Raw genomic sequence first — 18,878 nt, 5'->3', positions numbered from 1 at the left:
GGATGTTCAATGAAAAAAGTGCATAGCGACATTATCCAATTCCGAGGCAGTCATTATGACTTCGGCCACCACCAGGGTGAACTGCTGCGGGATTCACTGCTCCTGCCAAATCGCAAGGCACAGCGCGGGCAAAAAAGCATGCAGCTGATCGTCGATGAAACGCAGGCCATCGAGATGCTTGAACGCTTTGCACCCCGTATCTGGGAAGAAATAGAAGGTCTGGCCGACGCCTTAAAATGGCCATTTATCGATGCTTTACGTGAATTCGGTGGATATTACCTGGAATATACAAAAAGCGGCTGTTCAATTCTCAGCCATTCCGATTTTCTAATCCGCAACTATGACAGTGCGCCGCAGGGCTATGAAGGACGTTTTGCATTGTATGAACCGACTGACGGAGGGTACGCTTCCATCGGTCCATCCATGCAAATCACAGGTCGAACGGATGGATTGAATGAAAAAGGGCTGACAATGGGCTATAACTTCATTAATCGCCGAAATTCCGCCGACGGCTTTATTTGCAATATGGTCGGCCGGCTCATCCTGGAACATTGTGCAACTGTCGAAGAAGCAATCGACCTGCTGAAAGAATTACCTCACCGGCGATCGTTCAGTTATGTACTGTTGGATAAAACCGGACGATCCGTTGTAGCGGAAACTTCTCCGCGCGATGTCATCGTAAGAGAAGCGACTGTGTCGACAAATCACTTCGAAGTATTGTCTGAAGAAAACCGCTACCAGATCGATGACTCAAAACGACGCGAAACTGCACTCCTTACGCACGCTTCAGTTTCAAATAACGCTTATGATGCATTCCGTCTATTGAATGATTCAGCTCAAGGCGTGTTCTCGACAAAATACAGCACCGCTTCCGGCACGCTCCATACGGCATCTTATTTCCCAAATAGCCTGGAAGTCGGTTTCGCGATTGGGCCCGACCGGCTGCCGCTAATGTTTAATTTTCAGAAATGGCTCCAAGGAGAACGCTTGCTGGCAAAGCGTATCAACGGCCGCATTGATACACATTTCCCATTTCCCTATCTGGACGATATGTCTGTCCTGCAACATAAAAATGGCTGAAGCGAATTATCGCTTAGTCGTTTTTTCTATAAAGATCCTCTCAACTCTATAATATGTATTTGAACTGTAAGAGAAGTTTATAAGCCCGAAAATGAGGGTTATAATATAGAAGATTCACCTACTAAAAAACCTAAATAATTCGTCGTTTTTAAGGCAAAAAGTATTGCAATTCGAGATAATCGGTCTATAATATGTTTTAAATAGGGAGTCATTTTCTTGATATTTATGATACATAATTATCAAGGAGGGAGTAAGATGAAGAAGTTTCTCGTTGCTCTGATGATTGCGTTTCTCAGTCTGTCTTCAATGTCTGCTGTCAGTGCCCACCCACACCATGACGACGATAATTACAAATTCAGTGTACGGAAGGAGTTAACGATCAGCAAGAAAGCACTTGAGAAGTATCGGGACATTGATGTAGCACTTGATGAAGGGTTTGTCGGATTAATGCCAGGAGCTTGTGTGCCGAATATGGGGATACACTTAATCAAACCGAGCCGTGCTGACGATAATAAACTTCATATTAAGAGACCAGAGATCCTGCTGTATGAGCCGCAGAGAGACGGAGACTATAAATTAGTCGGAGCAGAATGGTACGTGCCTGCTGAAGAAACTAAAAAAACACCAAGAATCTTCAAACAAAAGTTCCAAGGACCAATGGATAACCACGATGGTTCTCCAGGCCAGCATTACGACCTGCACGTCTGGTTGTTCAAATATAATCCAGATGGAATATTCAATGAGACTAACAAACGCGTAAGCTGTAAATACGCCGACTGATCAAAACCGGCGGAGAAGGATATCTTCTCCGCCGGTTTTTTAATCTTTTTTAAGAAATTATATAAATATCCTGTCTTCAATCTAAACTCGCTTATAATCTATGACTTTTCTTTTTCTTGGTCTTCCTTGGCACAATAAACTTCCGAACGAACCATTTTTCCAACTCGACTAGAACAAAAACGCTGAATCCAATTAATAATGGCCATACCCAGTTGCTTATGCTGATTGGTTCTGTCCCAAGCACAAAATTCATAAATGGAATATAGGTGATAGCGAGCTGCACTACAATCAGAATTCCCGACACTAAAAATGCGGCTTTATTGGAAAAAAAATCACGATTCAATGCAAAGCGTGATTCATTGCGGCAGTTAAAGAGATAAAAGAGCTGTGAAATGACTAATGTTTGCAGCGTCATCGTCTGTAAAACACCCACCGCGTAATTCTCCTCGGATAGAACCCGATTCATCCATAAAATACCGCCACATAAAATTATAGACACAAATGCAATCCGAAAAACCGCATAGGTGCTCAACAACCGGACATTTTTTTCCCTTGGAGGCCGTTTCATTGTTCCAGGTTCCAGCTTTTCAAAGGCAATCGCCAGGGAAATCGTCACAGCTGTGATCATGTTGACCCAAAGTATTTGCACAGGTGTCAGCGGAATTGTCGCCCCGAGCAAAATACTGATAAAAATCAGCATTCCTTCCGATACATTAGTGGGTAAAATAAACAGAATCGTCTTTTTTAAATTATCATAAACGCGTCGGCCTTCTTTCACCGCATTGACAATCGTACTGAAATTATCGTCAACGAGCACCATTTCTGCCGCCTCTTTTGATACTTCCGTTCCTTTAATCCCCATTGCTATTCCAATATCAGCTCGCTTTAAAGCAGGTGCATCATTGACACCATCACCCGTCATCGCACAAACATGCTGTTGAGACTGTAAGGCTGTGACAAGCTGCAATTTATTGGTCGGACTTGTGCGTGCAAAAATATCGTATTCAATAGCGGCCTTTTCTAATTGCGTCGTGTCCAACTCATCCAATTCCCAGCCTTCAATCACTTTACCTTCGCTGCCGATACCCAGCATCGCTCCAATCGTTACCGCAGTTTCTTTATGATCTCCCGTAATCATTTTCACCTGAATGCCAGCACTTTTACATTGCTCTATTGATTCAACCACTTCTTCTCGTGGAGGGTCAATAATCCCTACAAATCCCATTAAACGGAAATTATTATTCAGATCCGTATGGTCTATTGATTGTGTATCGTCTGCTACTGTTTTTACGGCTGCTGCCAAGAGACGCTCTCCGCGCTTAGCATGGACCGCAATTTCAACTTCCCATAAACCCCGTTCTTCTGCAGGTACCATACCCAACAGTACTTCAGGTGCCCCTTTTACATATATTCGTCTTTTATTTTTTTCTTCCACTAACGCCGCCATATATTTATAAGTCGAATCAAAAGGTATTTTTGCTATAATCGGCAAAACATCGATTTTTTTATCGGCCTTTTCCGTTAATGTCAGCAAACACCCCTCCGTAGGGCCTCCGCTGACCATCCACTTGCTTCCCTCTTGATATAAATTCGCCTCGTTAACCGTCTTTAAGCACATCAAAAATTGCTCCAGCATCGGATATTCAGCTAGAGATACTTCTTGCCCATTTCTTTGAATCGCTCCTTCGGGAGAGTATCCTGTACCACTTATTTCAAACTCAATACCCTCAACGATAACGGACTTGACAGTCATCTCGTTTTTAGTCAAAGTACCTGTTTTATCTGAGCAAATCACCGTTACTGCACCTAGGGTTTCAACTGAAGGCAGATTTCGGACTATGGCATTTTTAGCAGCCATCTTTTGAACACCTAGCGCCAAAATTATGGAGAGAATAGCGGGTAAACCTTCAGGAATTGCTGCTACAGTAAGCCCAATAATCGCCAACAGCAATTCCGCTGTCCCGTAGTCATGAAATAGATAACCAATAAAAAACATTAGCACCGCACTCAATACAATGATTACGGAAATGAGTTTACCAAAGTCTGCAGTTTGTTTTAATAACGGAGTTTGCAGCTTTTCCACCGATCCCATAGCAGTGCTGATTTTTCCCAGCTCTGTATCTGCTCCTGTCGCAATTACCACACCTACCCCCGAACCAGAAGCAACCGAAGTGCCGGCGAAAGCCATATTGGTCTGATCGCCTAGCGGTGTATTTTCAGGAATGGCGGCAATTTGTTTCTCAACTGCAAGCGATTCACCCGTTAAAGAAGACTCTTCAACCTGCAGATTTATCGCTTCCATTAAACGCATGTCCGCCGGCACCTTGTCTCCCGCTCTTAAAATGATGATATCTCCTGGTACAATTTCGGCCGCCAGGATAGCCAGCCTGTTGCCTGATCGCAGAACCGTAGCTTTTACAGACAACATATTTCGGATTGCTTCAAGCGCTTTCTCAGCTTTATTTTCCTGAAAATAGCCGATGCTTGCGTTAATAATCACAACAGCCAAAATAACTGCTGTATCTATGTAATGCGCAAGCACCACCGTTATTAATGCTGCAGCCAGCAATACATAGATGAGGACATCATGAAAATGTTTTAAAAACTTAACAATAATTGAACTACTCTTTTCTTCAGGTAACTCATTTCTTCCCCATTTGCTTAACCGACTAACTACTTCCGATTCTGTTAAACCATGATCCGGGTCTACTGCCTGCTTCTTTAAGATAGTTTCAATTTTTTCATTGTACCAGTTCATTTCAGACAAGCCCTCACCCCCGAAATGTCATAAAACCTTTGCCAATAATCAATTTTACATATTATAGCATGTAGAGGTTTAGCGAGCACTGTCATTTTTTTAAAGTTATTCAGCAAATTTCACCCATTTTAGAAATAAAAATGTACAGAAAAAAAGCCCTGACTCTTTGTCAGGGCTTTCGATCTTACCGATTGGCATACAGTAAGGATAAATTATACCGGCGGTCGGGGTCGAACCGACACTCCCGTGAAGGAACGGGATTTTGAGTCCCGCGCGTCTGCCAATTCCGCCACGCCGGCAAAATGTCTAAGCGACAATAAATAATATAACATAATTCAAGTTGAATAGACAAGCTGTTTATGAGAATGTCATCAAAATTATATAAAAAAACATCAGTTCCAATTAAGGAAACTGATGTTTGTAAAGGGCAGGCAGGCCCTTTAAAGATACCGGCGGTCGGGGTCGAACCGACACTCCCGTGAAGGAACGGGATTTTGAGTCCCGCGCGTCTGCCAATTCCGCCACGCCGGCATATTATAATGGAGGCGGCAACCGGACTCGAACCGGTGATAAGGGTGTTGCAGACCCATGCCTTACCACTTGGCTATGCCGCCAATTTTTGGAGCGGAAGACGGGGGTCGAACCCGCGACCTCCACCTTGGCAAGGTGGCGTTCTACCACTGAACTACTTCCGCAAAGCTGGGGTACCTGGATTCGAACCAGGGCGTGACGGGATCAAAACCCGTTGCCTTACCGCTTGGCTATACCCCAATAATAAGATGGGGCGGACGAGGGGAATTGAACCCCCGAGTGCCGGAATCACAATCCGGTGCGTTAACCACTTCGCCACGACCGCCACGCTATTATTTTATAAGTTCATTAAATACAGATCAGAAATGGGGCGGACGAGGGGAATTGAACCCCCGAGTGCCGGAATCACAATCCGGTGCGTTAACCACTTCGCCACGACCGCCACAATATTTTTTTAAAAATGGCAGGGGCAGTAGGAATCGAACCCACATCGGAGGTTTTGGAGACCTCTGTTCTACCGTTAAACTATGCCCCTAAAAACTGGTGGTGGGGGGCAGATTCGAACTGCCGAACCCGAAGGAGCGGATTTACAGTCCGCCGCGTTTAGCCACTTCGCTACCCCACCTAATGGTGCCGGAGAAAGGACTTGAACCCTCAACCTACTGATTACAAGTCAGTTGCTCTACCAGTTGAGCTACTCCGGCATGGAGAAAAAATATGGTGGGTCAGGACGGAATCGAACCGCCGACACTTAGAGCTTCAATCTAATGCTCTACCGACTGAGCTACTGACCCATATTTTTTTTGATGATAAAAATGGCGGTCCCGACCGGGATCGAACCGGCGATCTCCTGCGTGACAGGCAGGCATGTTAACCGCTACACCACGGGACCATTTGGTTGCGGGGGCAGGATTTGAACCTGCGACCTCCGGGTTATGAGCCCGACGAGCTACCGAACTGCTCTACCCCGCGACAATAGTATTTACAAATAATTATTATACCCATTCCCCAATAATTTAAGCAAGCTTGGAATCGAGTTTCTTCTATATAAATAGTTTCTTTTTCACATTGTGTATATGCATAGAAGAAAATGGTGGAGGATGACGGGATCGAACCGCCGACCCTCTGCTTGTAAGGCAGATGCTCTCCCAGCTGAGCTAATCCTCCAAATGGTGACCCCTACGGGATTCGAACCCGTGTTACCGCCGTGAAAGGGCGGTGTCTTAACCGCTTGACCAAGGGGCCTTGCTAGTTTTAATAGTGAGTTATCTACTGGCGGAGAGCAAGGGATTCGAACCCTTGAGACGGTTGCCCGCCTACATGATTTCCAATCATGCTCCTTCGGCCACTCGGACAGCTCTCCAGAAAAATGGCTCCGAAGGTAGGACTCGAACCTACGACCATCGCATTAACAGTGCGGTGCTCTACCACTGAGCTACTTCGGAATAATATGGATCAGCCTGGCAACGTCCTACTCTCACAGGGGGAAACCCCCAACTACCATCGGCGCAAAAGAGCTTAACTGCCGTGTTCGGGATGGGAACGGGTGTGGCCTCTTTGCCATCATTACCAGACTGATTATTAATTTGAAAGACAAGATTTATTATACCAATTCTGGTGATTAATACAAGCTTTTTTCAAAACTTTATCTTATTCTTTCAAAACTGGATAAACGACATTGATCCGGATCGAACTTCGCGCTTCATGAAATGAATTTGGTTAAGTCCTCGATCGATTAGTATTCGTCAGCTGCACGTGTCGCCACGCTTCCACCTCGAACCTATCTACCTCATCGTCTTTGAGGGATCTTACTTGCTTGCGCAATGGGAAATCTCATCTTGAGGGGGGCTTCGTGCTTAGATGCTTTCAGCACTTATCCCGGCCACACATAGCTACCCAGCGATGCCCCTGGCGGAACAACTGGTACACCAGCGGTGTGTCCATCCCGGTCCTCTCGTACTAAGGACAGCTCCTCTCAAATTTCCTGCGCCCGCGACGGATAGGGACCGAACTGTCTCACGACGTTCTGAACCCAGCTCGCGTACCGCTTTAATGGGCGAACAGCCCAACCCTTGGGACCGACTACAGCCCCAGGATGCGATGAGCCGACATCGAGGTGCCAAACCTCCCCGTCGATGTGGACTCTTGGGGGAGATAAGCCTGTTATCCCCGGGGTAGCTTTTATCCGTTGAGCGATGGCCCTTCCATGCGGAACCACCGGATCACTAAGCCCGTCTTTCGACCCTGCTCGACCTGTACGTCTCGCAGTCAAGCTCCCTTCTGCCTTTACACTCTGCGAATGATTTCCAACCATTCTGAGGGAACCTTTGGGCGCCTCCGTTACTCTTTAGGAGGCGACCGCCCCAGTCAAACTGCCCGCCTGACACTGTCTCCCACCCCGATCAGGGGTGCGGGTTAGAAGTTCAATACAACCAGGGTAGTATCCCACCGACGCCTCCACCGAAGCTGGCGCTCCGGGTTCATTGGCTCCTACCTATCCTGTACAAGTTGCACCAAAATTCAATATCAGGCTACAGTAAAGCTCCACGGGGTCTTTCCGTCCTGTCGCGGGTAACCTGCATCTTCACAGGTACTATAATTTCACCGAGTCTCTCGTTGAGACAGTGCCCAGATCGTTACGCCTTTCGTGCGGGTCGGAACTTACCCGACAAGGAATTTCGCTACCTTAGGACCGTTATAGTTACGGCCGCCGTTTACTGGGGCTTCGGTTCGCACCTTCGCTTGCGCTAAGCACTCCCCTTAACCTTCCAGCACCGGGCAGGCGTCAGCCCCTATACGTCACCTTACGGTTTTGCAGAGACCTGTGTTTTTGCTAAACAGTCGCCTGGGCCTATTCACTGCGGCTCTCTCGGGCTGTAACACCCTACCAGAGCACCCCTTCTCCCGAAGTTACGGGGTCATTTTGCCGAGTTCCTTAACGAGAGTTCACTCGCTCACCTTAGAATTCTCTTCTCGCCTACCTGTGTCGGTTTGCGGTACGGGCACCTCCCGCCTCGCTAGAGGCTTTTCTTGGCAGTGTGAAATCAGGGACTCCAGGGCGCAATGCCCCTTGCCATCACAGCTCAACGTATCAGGAATGGGATTTGCCTCATTCCACGCCTCACTGCTTGGACGCGCACAACCAACGGCGCGCTCACCTTATCCTTCTGCGTCCCCCCATTGCTCAAACGGCGGGGAGGTGGTACAGGAATATCAACCTGTTGTCCATCGTCTACGCCTATCGGCCTCGACTTAGGTCCCGACTGACCCTGAGCGGACGAGCCTTCCTCAGGAAACCTTGGGCATTCGGTGGACGGGATTCTCACCCGTCTTTCGTTACTCATACCGGCATTCTCACTTCTAAGCGCTCCACGAATCCTTCCGGTTCCGCTTCGACGCCCTTAGAACGCTCTCCTACCACGGATCTCTTGCGAGATCCATCCACAGCTTCGGTAATCCGTTTAGCCCCGGTACATTTTCGGCGCAGTGTCACTCGACCAGTGAGCTATTACGCACTCTTTAAATGATGGCTGCTTCTAAGCCAACATCCTGGTTGTCTAAGCAACGCCACATCCTTTTCCACTTAACGGATATTTGGGGACCTTAGCTGGTGGTCTGGGCTGTTTCCCTCTTGACTACGGATCTTATCACTCGCAGTCTGACTCCCAATCATAAATCACTGGCATTCGGAGTTTGTCTGAATTCGGTAACCCGGGATGGGCCCCTAGTCCAAACAGTGCTCTACCTCCAGGATTCTAAAAGATTGAGGCTAGCCCTAAAGCTATTTCGGAGAGAACCAGCTATCTCCAGGTTCGATTGGAATTTCTCCGCTACCCACACCTCATCCCCGCACTTTTCAACGTGCGTGGGTTCGGGCCTCCAGTAAGTGTTACCTTACCTTCACCCTGGACATGGGTAGATCACCTGGTTTCGGGTCTACAACTGCATACTCTGTCGCCCTGTTCAGACTCGCTTTCGCTGCGGCTCCGGCTTCTCACCTTAACCTTGCATGCAATCGTAACTCGCCGGTTCATTCTACAAAGGCACGCCATCACCCATTAACGGGCTCTGACTACTTGTAGGCACACGGTTTCAGGATCTATTTCACTCCCCTTCCGGGGTGCTTTTCACCTTTCCCTCACGGTACTGGTTCACTATCGGTCACTAGGGAGTATTTAGCCTTGGGAGATGGTCCTCCCGGATTCCGACGGAATTTCACGTGTTCCGCCGTACTCAGGATCCACTCTGGAGGGAACACACTTTCGGCTACGGGGCTGTTACCCGGTATCGCGGACCGTTCCAGGTCGCTTCGCCTAACGTGTTCTTTTGTAACTCCGTATAGAGTGTCCTACAACCCCAAGAGGCAAGCCTCTTGGTTTGGGCTGTTCCCGTTTCGCTCGCCGCTACTCAGGGAATCGCATTTGCTTTCTCTTCCTCCAGGTACTTAGATGTTTCAGTTCCCTGGGTGTGCCTTCGCATGTGTTATGAATTCACACATGGATACTGCCCCATTACAGGCAGCGGGTTTCCCCATTCGGAAATCTCCGGATCAAAGCTCACTTACAGCTCCCCGGAGCATATCGGTGTTAGTGCCGTCCTTCTTCGGCTCCTAGTGCCAAGGCATCCACCGTGCGCCCTTCCTAACTTAACCAAGTTGGTTCTGTTAAAAAGTTGATCACCGATTGGTGATCGTGTCACTTCATGAATCGCTTGTTTCGTTTTGTTTCAATGTCGTTTTATCCAGTTTTCAAAGAACAAGTTAGCCATTCCGATTTACAGAATGGATGGTGGAGCCTAGCGGGATCGAACCGCTGACCTCCTGCGTGCAAGGCAGGCGCTCTCCCAGCTGAGCTAAGGCCCCAAGAAGCAAAAAAATGGTGGGCCTAAATGGACTCGAACCATCGACCTCACGCTTATCAGGCGTGCGCTCTAACCAGCTGAGCTATAGGCCCTCTTGGGAATGTGTAGTTGTATGGAAAGCCACGCAAAAAGGCGTTGCCGCCTGAAGGTGAACCTTCAAAACTGAACGCAAAACGTCAACGCCAAACCCGCAGGTCTGGCTTCCGATAATATCCTTAGAAAGGAGGTGATCCAGCCGCACCTTCCGATACGGCTACCTTGTTACGACTTCACCCCAATCATCCGTCCCACCTTCGGCGGCTGGCTCCACGAATGGTTACCTCACCGACTTCGGGTGTTACAAACTCTCGTGGTGTGACGGGCGGTGTGTACAAGGCCCGGGAACGTATTCACCGTGGCATGCTGATCCACGATTACTAGCGATTCCGGCTTCATGCAGGCGAGTTGCAGCCTGCAATCCGAACTGAGAACGGTTTTCTGGGATTGGCTCCCCCTCGCGGGTTGGCTGCCCTTTGTACCGTCCATTGTAGCACGTGTGTAGCCCAGGTCATAAGGGGCATGATGATTTGACGTCATCCCCACCTTCCTCCGGTTTGTCACCGGCAGTCACCTTAGAGTGCCCAACTGAATGCTGGCAACTAAGATCAAGGGTTGCGCTCGTTGCGGGACTTAACCCAACATCTCACGACACGAGCTGACGACAACCATGCACCACCTGTCACCGCTGTCCCCGAAGGGAAAGCCTAGTCTCCTAGGCGGTCAGCGGGATGTCAAGACCTGGTAAGGTTCTTCGCGTTGCTTCGAATTAAACCACATGCTCCACCGCTTGTGCGGGCCCCCGTCAATTCCTTTGAGTTTCAGCCTTGCGGCCGTACTCCCCAGGCGGAGTGCTTAATGCGTTAGCTGCAGCACTAAGGGGCGGAAACCCCCTAACACTTAGCACTCATCGTTTACGGCGTGGACTACCAGGGTATCTAATCCTGTTTGCTCCCCACGCTTTCGCGCCTCAGCGTCAGTTACAGACCAGAAAGTCGCCTTCGCCACTGGTGTTCCTCCACATCTCTACGCATTTCACCGCTACACATGGAATTCCACTTTCCTCTTCTGCACTCAAGTCCCCCAGTTTCCAATGACCCTCCACGGTTGAGCCGTGGGCTTTCACATCAGACTTAAGGGACCGCCTGCGCGCGCTTTACGCCCAATAATTCCGGACAACGCTTGCCACCTACGTATTACCGCGGCTGCTGGCACGTAGTTAGCCGTGGCTTTCTGGTGAGGTACCGTCAAGGTACCAGTAGTTAGTTGGTACTTGTTCTTCCCTCACAACAGAGTTTTACGATCCGAAAACCTTCGTCACTCACGCGGCATTGCTCCGTCAGACTTGCGTCCATTGCGGAAGATTCCCTACTGCTGCCTCCCGTAGGAGTCTGGGCCGTGTCTCAGTCCCAGTGTGGCCGATCACCCTCTCAGGTCGGCTACGCATCGTCGCCTTGGTGGGCCATTACCCCACCAACTAGCTAATGCGCCGCGGGCCCATCCTGCAGTGACAGCCGAAACCGTCTTTCCGTGCAGCCTCAGGAGAGGCCGCAAACTATTCGGTATTAGCACCGGTTTCCCGGAGTTATCCCGATCTGCAGGGCAGGTTGCCCACGTGTTACTCACCCGTCCGCCGCTGAACCAAGGGAGCAAGCTCCCAAGGTTCCGCTCGACTTGCATGTATTAGGCATGCCGCCAGCGTTCGTCCTGAGCCAGGATCAAACTCTCCATTATAGAGTAGTTGATTGCTCAAATACTTGCTGGCGCATCGCGGTCTAAAAGACGCACGATTCGCTTTGATCTGCGTGATGCTGATCAGTAAGTTTGCGCGGGCCGTTTTGCGCGGCCGTTGCTGTTTGTTGACGTTTTGCTGTTCAGTTTTCAAGGTTCAAAATTTTGCGTCCTGTAAAAGCGACTTCTCTAATTTATCATCGTCAGCTGTAGGAGTCAAGCATTATTTATTATTCTAAAAAAACTTAATCTGCTTAAGCGACATGTAATATCATAATACGTTTCACCCCTTTTTGTCAACGACAAATAGGATTAAATTTTTTTCCACTTAATATCTTCCTTGTTATGATGCCCCAAATTACTATATAGATTATCTTATGATTTCCCTCTCTAATGAAAGAAACGGTTTGTCCAAGGACAAACCGTTTCCGAAATCATAGTTTTAATCGGTTGTCTTAACGTAGTAATAACGATGAAATATTCCCTCGCTCTTAGTCATGACTCCTTCGATAAATACCATTCCCTTATCTACGAGGTATTCAATGAACACTTCAAGATCGGAAGAATAATTCTTCAGCTCCTCCTGCTCGTGAAGTTCCTGGATAGTCCAACTCTTCTTTTTCGACATTATATCCCTGATATGCTGTGCGCCATCTTCTGTTCGGGAATAAATCAGAAATTCGCTGGCCAGGAATAGCAGCTCCAATCTTTTATCAATCGATTCATCACTGAGCACCAGCTCCTCGTATAATTTATAAATGGATGGCTCTATCTTTTTAACTTGAGACCAGACTGTCACTTCGGGCGGTAGTCCTTTTTCCAAAACGGAAAGGCGTGCCAAATGATGCAACGATTCAATAACATGTCGATAGGCATCAAGATAATTTTTTTCTTCGAATAGGACTTTCCCCTCCAGGTATCGTCTGATGAGTTTAGCAAACTCGAGCCCCATTTTAATCTTCCTGCCGGCAAATGGATGTTCTTTAAGCTCGTTAATTAATTTCTCCATGAATTCATTTCGATCGTAAATTATTCGGCCATTAAACAGCCAGTCAACTATTTTCCGGTTCGTTCCCAGCAACAGCCATTTCTGCAATTGCTTCTCAGTGATGATGTGCATCGCAGCTTTTTTGTCACCGTACGTATAATGCTTTGTAAAAACCGCCGTTTCATTTTCCTTAGTTATGATCAGCAGTATCGAATCAAAAGTATCTGTGTTTGGACTCACTTTATCTCGTTTTTCAACAAGCACTACGCCAAGCGTACTTTCCTGGCTCGCTCGTTCCTGGTATATCGGCCTTAAGATTTGTTCCATTGTATTTCACTCCCTGCAATTTCAGGCTTGTACCGGGTATACCCTTTTTTCTATCAATCAATTAATCCTGTTGATACTTTTGCAACCAACAACGATTCTGTTCTCAGATTGCAGTCGGATTGGTACCGCTTTTCTCTATTTCGACATATTTCTTTCGATTCCTTCATGAGAATTGCATTAACACTTTTTCACATTGATTATGATATAGTATGATTGACGCAAGGAGGAATAATAAATGAAACCTTATAAAAATAAAATCAATCGCATCAGAACCTTTGCGCTGTCATTGATTTTCATTGGCATCGTGATTATGTATATAGGAATTTACTTCAGAGAGCAGCCGGCAATTATGGTCAGCTTTATGTTGCTTGGAGTTGTTGCCATTATCGGAAGCACCGGTGTTTATGCCTGGATTGGTCTTCTTTCGATGAAAACTGTTCCCGTTGAATGTCCAAGTTGTGGACGCCATACAAAAATGCTTGGCCGTGTCGACATGTGCATGCATTGCCGCGAGCCGTTGACGATGGATCCTTCCCTTGAAGGTAAAGAATTTGATACGGGGTACAATAAAAAAAATTCCAAAGTATAAACAAAATCCGTCAGCGAATCCTTCGCTGACGGATTTTTTGTATCCTACATATTTCATCGAATATAAAAAAAGCGGGCATAAAATTCTATGCACGCTTTCTTATTGGGCCTTTACTGAATCCGAAAGACAAGTCTGGCATGTACCGTAAATTTCGAGTCGATGGTAATCCACCTGGAAACCGGTAACATGCGAAGCCAAATGCTCGACTTCATCCAATCCTGGATAATGGAAATCGACAATTTTCCCGCATTCATTGCAAATCATATGATAATGATCGTGCGTAACAAAATCAAAACGGCTTGATGAATCTCCATAAGTCAATTCTTTTACAAGACCGGCTTTTTTAAAGACACGTAAATTATTATAAACAGTTGCAACACTCATATTTGGAAAAGATTGTTCAAGAGCGCGATAAATGTCATCCGCTGTCGGGTGCGTTGTTGAGTGAATCATGTACTCCAAAATCGCATGGCGCTGTGGAGTGATTCTGACACCTGTAGACTTCAAAGCATCAAGCGCGTCTTTCAATAAAACGTCAGACATCGCCGTGCACCTCACTTCATAAAGATTATTACTTTATAATCGTTATAATTAGTGTACTCAATATGGAGGTCAGATGTCAAGAAATCACTATAGGCGCGCTGATCGACGAGTCTTATGAAGCTCTATTATCTCTCGCTGTGCAATTCGTTTTCTTTGCTGCCCAAACGCTGATTGATAAAACGCGCTGCGACAAAAAGGAAATCAGATAGCCGGTTGAGATAGGCCAGCACATCAGGCGACGTCCCTTCACCAATTGTGGTGGCAAGGCGTTCTGCTCTTCTCACTACGGTGCGCGCCACGTGGAATGCAGCACCGGCAGGATGGCCGCTTGGCAGGATGAAATTCCTTAATGCAGGCAATTCCGCATCGTATTGATCAATCCACTTTTCCAGCTTTTCGGTATCTTCAGCAGTCAGTTTCCACTTCACTTCTTTTCCAGCGGGTGTAGCCAACTCCGCGCCCACGTGAAATAAAGTCGTCTGGATTTCGTGGAAAATATCACAAATCTCTTCTTTTTCACTAAAAAATTCAGCGTTCAGGTGAGCCAAAGCCAAACCGATCATCGAGTTTGCTTCATCGCAGGTTCCGTATGCTTCAACCAGCACATCGTTTTTCGGGACGCGTGAACCATAGATAAGAGAAGTAGTGCCTTTATCGCCTGTCTTCGTATAAATCTTCATTGTTAATACCCCTTTTCCATATTAACGAGATTTGTCGGCTCTTTATCTCCGTCCAGCCATTTCTTTAAGTTTGGGCGGAAAATTTCCATTGCCCGCTCGAGATACTTTTCGGATTTCCCTGAGACGTGAGGAGAAATTACAATATTATCCAACTCCCAGAAAGGATGTTCTTCCGGCAATGGTTCCTGTTCGAAAACGTCCAATACGGCATGTGCAATCATCTTATTTTGCATTGCTTCTATAAGAACATCCTCACGAACGAGATCTCCACGGCCAAAGTTCATAAAAATTGCATCTTGTTTCATTGCGCGGAAATGCTCAAGTTCCAAAAGGTATTTCGTGTCCGATGTACTCGGCAATATTGAAATGACAATATCTGCTTCGGGCAGTTTGGCAAGCAAACCTTCAAATGAGATCATTTCATTCATATATTCTGCTTGATTGCCCGAACGGTTGCAGCCAATGGTTATAACACCGAAAGCCTGCAGCAGCCGGCCTATTTCAGAGCCTATAGCCCCTGGCCCCAGAATTAAAGCAGTCGTTCCTCTAAGTTCGGTGGAACGGAATTGTCTTTCCCATTTATGATTTTGCTTATTTTTATAGATATCAGGCAGTGAGCGCTTTAGGGCGAGGAGATGGCCAAGAACCGATTCACCCATCGGCGTTTTATGGATGCCTCGTACATTCGATACGGTAATGCCACGCGCGGCAATGGCTTCGTGAGGCATTTTTTCCACACCCGCACTGAATACCATTATCCATTTCAAGTTTTTGGCACTGGCTATCGCTTCTTCACCCAGGTCCTCACCGTATGTCACAAGGATATCTGCTGTTGGCAGTTTACTCTTGTCTTTATAGAGGAAATGAAAATTCGCTTCAGGGAATTCCGTGATGATTTGTTGCTGCATATCTTCTTTCGGTACAAACGTGAAAAGTACTTCCATCAATTTTTCCTCCTATGCCTGACTGAGATCTTTCACTGTTTCCAGCACTTCCTGAATATGGTCTTTTACTTTGACTTTGCGCCATTCTTCAACGACGGTCCCTGTCGGATCGATCAGGAAAGTGGAACGTTCAATTCCCATAAACTCTTTGCCGTACATTTTTTTCTCCACCCAAACGCCATAGGCTTCGGATACTTCATGATCTTCGTCCACCAGCAACGAAAACGGCAAGCCGTGTTTACTGATGAATTTACTGTGCTGTTTTTCGGAATCTGCGCTGACGCCGAGAATCACTGCTCCCAGTTCGGAAAAGTCTTTTTCAGCGTCACGAAAATCACAAGCCTGCGTGGTGCAGCCAGGTGTCATATCTTTTGGATAGAAATACAGCACCACATATTTATTACCGGAAAAATCCTGTAATGAAACAGTTTCCCCGTTTTCATTTTTCAAAGTAAAATCTGGTGCATGCAAACCTTTTAATGTTGTCAATACCATCACTCCTTCTCTTCCTTCTATCGTACCGAACTGGCGTCACAGTTTCAATTTCTTTGGCGCAAACGCATAAACTTGTCTACAATATAGAGTAGACATTATGTAGGAGGAATTTATCCAATGAACCATTCAGAATCAAATAAATTGCACAAGGAAGCACTCGAGCATATTGTCGGTGGCGTCAACAGCCCATCCAGATCATTCAAGGCTGTCGGCGGTGGATCGCCAATTGTTATGGAGCGTGCAAAGGGTGCCTATTTCTGGGATGTTGACGGCAATAGATACATCGATTTCCTGGCGGCATATGGACCGATCATCACAGGTCACGGCCATCCACATATTGCAAAAGCGATTTCCCACGCTGCTGAAACCGGCGTTTTATATGGAACACCGACACGTCACGAAATAACGTTTGCCAAGATGCTGAAGGAAGCGATGCCCAATATGGACCGGGTTCGTTTCGTCAACAGCGGAACTGAGGCGGTGATGACAACGATTCGTGTATCGCGCGCTTATACCGGCCGCACGAAAATCATGAAATTTGCCGGCTGCTATCACGGCCATTCCGATTTGGTGCTGGTTGCAGCCGGATCCGGGCCCGCAACACTCGGAACGCCGGATTCCGCTGGAGTTCCCAAAACGATTGCGGAAGAAGTCATCACGATTCCTTTCAATGACCCTGCTGCTTTTGCTGAAGCGATGGAACGATGGGGCCATGAAATTGCCTGCATCCTCGTGGAACCGATCGTCGGTAATTTTGGCATCGTGGAGCCTAAAAAAGGCTTTCTTCAAGAAGTCCACCGGATAGCGGAAGAAAAAGGGGCTTTAATTGTATACGACGAAGTAATTACTGCTTTCCGCTTCCATTACGGCGGTGCTCAGGATATGCTGAACCTCAAACCAGATTTGACGGCACTCGGGAAAATCATTGGCGGTGGCCTTCCAATCGGCGCTTATGGCGGCAAAAAAGAAATAATGGAAACTGTTGCTCCGCTTGGCCCAGCCTATCAGGCAGGTACGATGGCCGGAAATCCCGCTTCAATACAGGCAGGAATCGCCTGTCTTGAGGTACTGCAGGAAAAAGGCGTCTATGAAAAGATGGACAGACTCGGTGAGCGGCTTGAAAAAGGGATATTGGAAGCTGCTCAGGAATTTGACGTCACCATCACCGTCAATCGCTTAAAAGGCGCTTTAACCATATACTTCACCGATGTGACAGTGGAGAATTATGAGCAGGCAGAAGCCACAGATGGTGAAATCTTCGGCCGCTTCTTTAAATTAATGCTCGAGCAGGGTATTAATCTTGCCCCATCCAAGTATGAAGCGTGGTTTCTGACCACTGAACACACGGAAGAAGACGTCAACACAGCGCTGCAGGCTGTCCGAAAAGCTTTCAGTCAGTTGTAGGCAGCAATATAATTAGTAGGAAGGAGGAATTCATAAGTTATGAAATTAGGTGCACGTATTTTAAAAACTGGCGTGGCTATTTCAATGGCCTTGTTTTTAGCCAACTTATTGGAATTGCCTTCTCCTGTTTTTGCAGGTGTCGCGGCCATTTTTGCAATCCAACCTTCCATCTATAGATCCTATCTGACCTTATTGGATCAGATATACGGTAATCTCATCGGCGCAACGATAGCCGTTATATTTGTATTGACCCTTGGCAGCAATTACCTGACCATCGGACTTGCCGCCATATTGGCTATTGTGGTCATGCTCAAATTGAAACTTGAAAACACTGTGCCCCTGACCCTTGTAACAATCATCATCATTATGGACTCGCATACCAGTAATTTCCTGTCATTTGCGTCTTTGCGGTTTTTAACTGTATTACTGGGTATTTTCTCGGCATTTATCGTCAACATGATATTTCTGCCCCCCAAATACGAAACACGTTTATTCACATCCATCCATGAAGTCAGTGAAGAAGTCGTCCGCTGGATCCGCGTATCCATCCGGCACGCATCCGACCATGCTTCAGTAAAAGAGGACATCGACCGTTTAACTGATAAACTCGTTAAAGTGGATCAATGGTATTCATTTTACAAGGATGAAAGAAGCTATACGAAAAAGCAGCAATATACAAAGGCGAGAAAATTGGTGTTGTATCGTCAAATGATCGCCACTTCCAAAAAAAGCCTGGAAGTCTTAAAAAGGTTGCACCGCTTTGAAAATGAATTGACTGAGCTTCCGGAGCAATTCCATATGATGGTGCAGGAGCGGCTTGAAAGCCTGGCCAGCTTCCACGAACAGCTGTACATGAAATATGTGGGTAAATTAAGGCCGGGCCACAGCGAATCTTCCGGAACTGATGCCTCGGTGAAACGCCATGAAGTGATGGCGATCTTCGTCAAGGAAATCAACATCGCGCTGGAATCCGAAGACAGCGACTTTTCTGTTTACCATTTAATGCACGTCCTGTCTGCCATCCTTGATTACGAGGAACAGCTGGAACATTTGGATTTATTGATCATCGCTTATTTGAATTACCATAGTGATGAAGTGGATGAGGATTTGGAAAATGTCATTTGACGCATAT

General features: G+C 46.9%; 11 protein-coding genes, 19 tRNA genes and 3 rRNA genes. 5 read left to right on the top strand and 28 right to left on the bottom strand.

The genetic code is table 11. The features are described from left to right. Nucleotides 1-9 precede the first annotated feature (9 nt). Both DHX103_RS13025 and DHX103_RS13020 read left to right on the top strand, forming a co-directional pair. On the top strand, nucleotides 10-1,080 hold the full coding sequence (locus DHX103_RS13025) for a C45 family autoproteolytic acyltransferase/hydolase (protein WP_422122680.1): 1,071 nt from the start codon (nucleotides 10-12) through the stop codon (nucleotides 1,078-1,080). A gap of 255 nt (nucleotides 1,081-1,335) precedes the next feature. Then, nucleotides 1,336-1,860: a hypothetical protein gene (locus DHX103_RS13020; protein ID WP_422122679.1), complete on the top strand. Its 525-nt coding sequence runs from the start codon at nucleotides 1,336-1,338 to the stop codon at nucleotides 1,858-1,860. 91 nt (nucleotides 1,861-1,951) lie between these two features. On the opposite strand, the gene DHX103_RS13015 is transcribed toward DHX103_RS13020, so the two are convergent. The 24 genes from DHX103_RS13015 to DHX103_RS12900 all read right to left on the bottom strand — a co-directional run bounded on the left by DHX103_RS13015 (nucleotide 1,952) and on the right by DHX103_RS12900 (nucleotide 13,091). Beyond that, on the bottom strand, nucleotides 1,952-4,618 hold the full coding sequence (locus DHX103_RS13015) for a cation-transporting P-type ATPase (RefSeq protein ID WP_422124777.1): 2,667 nt from the start codon (nucleotides 4,616-4,618) through the stop codon (nucleotides 1,952-1,954). A 215-nt stretch (nucleotides 4,619-4,833) separates the two neighbouring features. Continuing rightward, a tRNA-Leu gene (locus DHX103_RS13010) sits at nucleotides 4,834-4,917 on the bottom strand. 148 nt (nucleotides 4,918-5,065) lie between these two features. Next, a tRNA-Leu gene (locus DHX103_RS13005) sits at nucleotides 5,066-5,149 on the bottom strand. A gap of 9 nt (nucleotides 5,150-5,158) precedes the next feature. Further along, a tRNA-Cys gene (locus DHX103_RS13000) sits at nucleotides 5,159-5,232 on the bottom strand. A gap of 6 nt (nucleotides 5,233-5,238) precedes the next feature. Next, a tRNA-Gly gene (locus DHX103_RS12995) sits at nucleotides 5,239-5,313 on the bottom strand. A 4-nt stretch (nucleotides 5,314-5,317) separates the two neighbouring features. Next, nucleotides 5,318-5,389, bottom strand: a tRNA-Gln gene (locus DHX103_RS12990). Nucleotides 5,390-5,398: 9 nt separating this feature from the next. Further along, a tRNA-His gene (locus DHX103_RS12985) sits at nucleotides 5,399-5,474 on the bottom strand. A gap of 41 nt (nucleotides 5,475-5,515) precedes the next feature. Beyond that, nucleotides 5,516-5,591, bottom strand: a tRNA-His gene (locus DHX103_RS12980). Between the two features lie 19 nt (nucleotides 5,592-5,610). Next, nucleotides 5,611-5,684, bottom strand: a tRNA-Trp gene (locus tag DHX103_RS12975). A 6-nt stretch (nucleotides 5,685-5,690) separates the two neighbouring features. Then, nucleotides 5,691-5,774, bottom strand: a tRNA-Tyr gene (locus DHX103_RS12970). Nucleotides 5,775-5,777: 3 nt separating this feature from the next. Continuing rightward, nucleotides 5,778-5,853 (bottom strand) — tRNA-Thr (locus DHX103_RS12965). 14 nt (nucleotides 5,854-5,867) lie between these two features. Next, a tRNA-Phe gene (locus DHX103_RS12960) sits at nucleotides 5,868-5,943 on the bottom strand. A gap of 22 nt (nucleotides 5,944-5,965) precedes the next feature. After that, nucleotides 5,966-6,041: transfer RNA gene (locus DHX103_RS12955), tRNA-Asp, on the bottom strand. A gap of 3 nt (nucleotides 6,042-6,044) precedes the next feature. Further along, nucleotides 6,045-6,121, bottom strand: a tRNA-Met gene (locus tag DHX103_RS12950). 119 nt (nucleotides 6,122-6,240) lie between these two features. Then, nucleotides 6,241-6,316 (bottom strand) — tRNA-Val (locus DHX103_RS12945). A 3-nt stretch (nucleotides 6,317-6,319) separates the two neighbouring features. Next, a tRNA-Glu gene (locus DHX103_RS12940) sits at nucleotides 6,320-6,394 on the bottom strand. Nucleotides 6,395-6,422: 28 nt separating this feature from the next. Continuing rightward, nucleotides 6,423-6,512: transfer RNA gene (locus DHX103_RS12935), tRNA-Ser, on the bottom strand. A 7-nt stretch (nucleotides 6,513-6,519) separates the two neighbouring features. After that, nucleotides 6,520-6,594: transfer RNA gene (locus DHX103_RS12930), tRNA-Asn, on the bottom strand. 13 nt (nucleotides 6,595-6,607) lie between these two features. After that, nucleotides 6,608-6,723 (bottom strand): 5S ribosomal RNA (gene rrf, locus DHX103_RS12925). A gap of 141 nt (nucleotides 6,724-6,864) precedes the next feature. Then, nucleotides 6,865-9,800: ribosomal RNA gene (locus DHX103_RS12920) — 23S ribosomal RNA — on the bottom strand. Nucleotides 9,801-9,934: 134 nt separating this feature from the next. Then, nucleotides 9,935-10,010, bottom strand: a tRNA-Ala gene (locus tag DHX103_RS12915). 14 nt (nucleotides 10,011-10,024) lie between these two features. Then, a tRNA-Ile gene (locus tag DHX103_RS12910) sits at nucleotides 10,025-10,101 on the bottom strand. A gap of 127 nt (nucleotides 10,102-10,228) precedes the next feature. Further along, nucleotides 10,229-11,779, bottom strand: a 16S ribosomal RNA gene (locus DHX103_RS12905). The 16S, 23S and 5S rRNA genes sit together here with 19 tRNA genes alongside, the layout of an rRNA operon. A gap of 439 nt (nucleotides 11,780-12,218) precedes the next feature. Beyond that, nucleotides 12,219-13,091 (bottom strand): nucleotidyltransferase-like protein, encoded by an 873-nt coding sequence (locus DHX103_RS12900; protein WP_422122678.1) that lies wholly within the window; start codon nucleotides 13,089-13,091, stop codon nucleotides 12,219-12,221. A 235-nt stretch (nucleotides 13,092-13,326) separates the two neighbouring features. Here DHX103_RS12900 and DHX103_RS12895 point away from each other — a divergent pair, with 235 nt between their 5' ends. Next, nucleotides 13,327-13,680, top strand: coding sequence for a YgzB family protein (locus tag DHX103_RS12895; RefSeq protein WP_422122677.1), 354 nt, complete (start codon nucleotides 13,327-13,329; stop codon nucleotides 13,678-13,680). A 99-nt stretch (nucleotides 13,681-13,779) separates the two neighbouring features. On the opposite strand, the gene perR is transcribed toward DHX103_RS12895, so the two are convergent. From perR to bcp, 4 genes are all read right to left on the bottom strand, one after another. Further along, the gene (perR, locus tag DHX103_RS12890; protein WP_422122676.1) at nucleotides 13,780-14,223 is read right to left on the bottom strand and encodes a peroxide-responsive transcriptional repressor PerR; all 444 of its coding nucleotides are present in this window, start codon (nucleotides 14,221-14,223) and stop codon (nucleotides 13,780-13,782) included. 125 nt (nucleotides 14,224-14,348) lie between these two features. Next, nucleotides 14,349-14,903, bottom strand: a complete 555-nt coding sequence (locus tag DHX103_RS12885; protein ID WP_422122675.1) for a cob(I)yrinic acid a,c-diamide adenosyltransferase — start codon at nucleotides 14,901-14,903, stop codon at nucleotides 14,349-14,351. 2 nt (nucleotides 14,904-14,905) lie between these two features. Beyond that, nucleotides 14,906-15,847 (bottom strand): D-2-hydroxyacid dehydrogenase, encoded by a 942-nt coding sequence (locus DHX103_RS12880; protein WP_422122674.1) that lies wholly within the window; start codon nucleotides 15,845-15,847, stop codon nucleotides 14,906-14,908. Nucleotides 15,848-15,859: 12 nt separating this feature from the next. Next, nucleotides 15,860-16,336 (bottom strand): thioredoxin-dependent thiol peroxidase, encoded by a 477-nt coding sequence (gene bcp, locus DHX103_RS12875; RefSeq protein ID WP_422122673.1) that lies wholly within the window; start codon nucleotides 16,334-16,336, stop codon nucleotides 15,860-15,862. Between the two features lie 123 nt (nucleotides 16,337-16,459). On the opposite strand from bcp, the gene DHX103_RS12870 reads away from it, so the two are divergent. Beyond that, nucleotides 16,460-17,746, top strand: coding sequence for a glutamate-1-semialdehyde 2,1-aminomutase (locus tag DHX103_RS12870; protein ID WP_422122672.1), 1,287 nt, complete (start codon nucleotides 16,460-16,462; stop codon nucleotides 17,744-17,746). Nucleotides 17,747-17,785: 39 nt separating this feature from the next. Then, nucleotides 17,786-18,871: an FUSC family protein gene (locus DHX103_RS12865; protein ID WP_422122671.1), complete on the top strand. Its 1,086-nt coding sequence runs from the start codon at nucleotides 17,786-17,788 to the stop codon at nucleotides 18,869-18,871. The last annotated feature ends 7 nt before the right edge of the window (nucleotides 18,872-18,878 follow it).

It is taken from the genome of Planococcus daihaiensis (assembly GCF_049262615.1).
Lineage (GTDB): Bacteria > Bacillota > Bacilli > Bacillales_A > Planococcaceae > Planococcus.
This window is presented reverse-complemented; position numbering and strand designations above follow the sequence as displayed.

Excerpts from the sequence above, each read along its gene's own strand:
- DHX103_RS13025 (WP_422122680.1), top strand. The coding sequence starts at position 10 with ATGAAAAAAGTGCATAGCGACATTATCCAATTCCGAGGCAGTCATTAT.
- DHX103_RS13020 (WP_422122679.1), top strand. The coding sequence starts at position 1,336 with ATGAAGAAGTTTCTCGTTGCTCTGATGATTGCGTTTCTCAGTCTGTCT.
- DHX103_RS13015 (WP_422124777.1), bottom strand. The coding sequence starts at position 4,618 with ATGAACTGGTACAATGAAAAAATTGAAACTATCTTAAAGAAGCAGGCA.
- DHX103_RS12900 (WP_422122678.1), bottom strand. The coding sequence starts at position 13,091 with ATGGAACAAATCTTAAGGCCGATATACCAGGAACGAGCGAGCCAGGAA.
- DHX103_RS12895 (WP_422122677.1), top strand. The coding sequence starts at position 13,327 with ATGAAACCTTATAAAAATAAAATCAATCGCATCAGAACCTTTGCGCTG.
- perR (WP_422122676.1), bottom strand. The coding sequence starts at position 14,223 with ATGTCTGACGTTTTATTGAAAGACGCGCTTGATGCTTTGAAGTCTACA.
- DHX103_RS12885 (WP_422122675.1), bottom strand. The coding sequence starts at position 14,903 with ATGAAGATTTATACGAAGACAGGCGATAAAGGCACTACTTCTCTTATC.
- DHX103_RS12880 (WP_422122674.1), bottom strand. The coding sequence starts at position 15,847 with ATGGAAGTACTTTTCACGTTTGTACCGAAAGAAGATATGCAGCAACAA.
- DHX103_RS12870 (WP_422122672.1), top strand. The coding sequence starts at position 16,460 with ATGAACCATTCAGAATCAAATAAATTGCACAAGGAAGCACTCGAGCAT.
- DHX103_RS12865 (WP_422122671.1), top strand. The coding sequence starts at position 17,786 with ATGAAATTAGGTGCACGTATTTTAAAAACTGGCGTGGCTATTTCAATG.